We start from the raw sequence: 2,383 nt of genomic DNA on the forward strand, positions 1-2,383 counted from the left end.
GATGTTCTTGATCCACGTCCACGCGGTAGCCACCACATTGACAAGGCCGTCCCACACGCCCTGCCAGAACTCGCGGAACCCGGCGACGTTATCCCACAGAAGTTTGAACACACCGATGATGCCGACGATAGCGGCGATGACGAGGGCCACCGGCCACATAGCAACGAGCCACGACCCGGCGATAACAGCGGCGTTCGCGACGGCGGCGATGCCCGCGCGGACCCACCCACCGGCTATCATGCCCAACGCCTTGACACCGGCTCCAAGATTCTTCGGGGCGGCGATGATCCACGCCCCGGCGATGCGCCCAGCGTTCACGATAGCGGCACCGGCGGCTTGTCCCCACCCGGCGATCATCGCGCCGAACGCGCGGGCATACGTGCCCAGGTTCTTCGGGGCGGCTATGATCCACGCAGCCCCAGCCTTAATAGCCTGAACCGTCGCCACCGCAGCCATGCGCACCCACCCGGCGATGATCTGAACGAACGCTATCGTGTACTGCACCAGGTTCTTCGGCGCGGCCATGATCCATGCGGCGGCGACACGCCCGGCCTGCACAAGTGCCTGACCGCCCAGCATGACCCACTGACCGATCATCTTCGCCACCTGAATCGCCATAGCACCAGCGGCCCTAGCCCACCCAGCAACGGTCGTCCACGCCGCCGCGACCATCTTCGCCCCGGTGATGGTGGCCTGCAGTCCGCCCAGGACAAACCCGCCGATCATGCTCCCCAGCGAAGCCAACGCACCGACCGCCATAAGCGCCACGGCACCCGCGACGACACCACCAACGACGATCATTACACCCTTGAAGGCATCCGCCGCCAGCGACCCCTCGCCGAGCCACGTCACGAAGTCCTTAATCGGCTGGTTCAGCCCCTTGAACACGCCGGTGAGGAACTCCACAGCCTTCGTCATCGGGCCGATCATGGGTTCCAGCAGCGTCGCGCCGAACGCGGACAGTGAGGTCTTGAAGTTCGCAATCTTCGCCGGGAGGGTCTGCCCCATATCCTTCGCCAGCGACCCCGTGCCCTTATTGATAGCCGTGACGAAGTCCTCGAACGAAATCTTGCCGTCCGAGATTGCCTTCTTTACATCAGCCTGGGACATGCCCATGCTGTCCGCGAGGTACTTCGTCGCATTGACACCAGCGTCGGCCATTTGCGCCATGTCCTCGCCCGTGACCTTGCCCTGGGCGCTGATCTGCTGCATCACACGCCCCACGTCCACGCCCGAGCCCTCCGCGATGGACGATAGGGCCGTGAACGCTTGGATCGCGGAGTCCATCGGCTTGCCGAGCTCCACACCAGACTGCGCGAACATAGCGGAGTACTTCGCCGCATCCGCCAAGGACACCGACGTTCCCGTCACCTGCTCGGTCAGCTTCGCCATTTGATTCTTCGTCTGCTCCGCCGACAGGCCCACGGATTTGAACATCACCTCGGCACGCTGGATGTTCATCAGGCGGTCGAACCCGCCCTTTAGGATCGCCATAGGCCCGGCGATAGCGCCCACGGCCACGCCGATCCTGCCGATAGCGCTCGGAACGCGATCAGCGGTCTGCTCCGACTCCTTCAGTGCGTTGGTGATGGACGTTTTAATCGACTCCGCCGCGCCGCGTGCCGAGGAAGCCACGCTACCCATCGTCGCGGACACGCGACTCACCATCCCGGACGCAGCCGACGCGACACCGCCGAAGCCGTTCGCGAAGGACACGCGGATACCAGAAGCGGCACCCGACGCGGCCCGTCCCACACCATCCAACGAGGACGACGCAGCCGACGCAGCCGAGGATGTCGAGGACGCAACACCACTAATGTTCGATGCCCAGGACGACGACACCCGGCTCGCCGCCGACGCGCCCTTACCCGACAGATCAGTCAGCGCCGAGGAAGCCACCGCCGCGGACTTCTGCGTCGACGTGCCAACCTTCCCCATCTCCGCCGCCCACGACGACGACGCATCACGCCCCGCCGAGGACGCGGACGATGCAACATTCTGGAACTCCGTGCCCACGTCCTTCACGGACTTCTGCGCCGCATCGGCACCCGATTTCACGCCCCGGTTGAGGGCATCCCCCGCCGCTTTGCCGCTGCGGTTGAAGAACGTCTGAACGTCCTGCTCGAACCTGCTGAAATCAGCCTCAATCGTCACCCGCGCCGTGCCGACAGTCGCCATACCATGAACCTCCCGATCCTACGCCCCATACTCTACCGTGCTAAGCGTCCAGCGCTTCCAGCATCGCCGCCTGCGCCGCCATGTCCGACGGGTCGAACCCCGCGGGCTTCTCAATTGCCCCGGTCTTGACACGCGGCTTGTAAACCTTCTGCCGATACCGCGCTCTCTCTTTGTCGTCCTTGTGGGACTCTAGGATCATGAACTC

General features: G+C 64.4%; 2 protein-coding genes. One reads left to right on the forward strand and one right to left on the reverse strand.

Going from position 1 to position 2,383, the window contains the following annotated elements:
* The coding region (locus tag ACTQV4_RS10195; RefSeq protein ID WP_441393998.1) for a tape measure protein at positions 1-1,635 on the reverse strand (1,635 nt) is incomplete at its 3' end.
* Between ACTQV4_RS10195 and ACTQV4_RS10200 the strand changes: the two genes are divergently transcribed.
* Complete coding sequence (locus tag ACTQV4_RS10200; RefSeq protein WP_441569774.1) at positions 1,589-2,113, forward strand: hypothetical protein; 525 nt, start codon at positions 1,589-1,591, stop codon at positions 2,111-2,113. The genes ACTQV4_RS10195 and ACTQV4_RS10200 overlap by 47 nt on opposite strands.
* Positions 2,114-2,383: the final 270 nt, after the last annotated feature.

Origin of the sequence: Collinsella sp. LCP19S3_B11, assembly GCF_052121915.1 — a bacterium.
Taxonomy (GTDB): domain Bacteria; phylum Actinomycetota; class Coriobacteriia; order Coriobacteriales; family Coriobacteriaceae; genus Collinsella.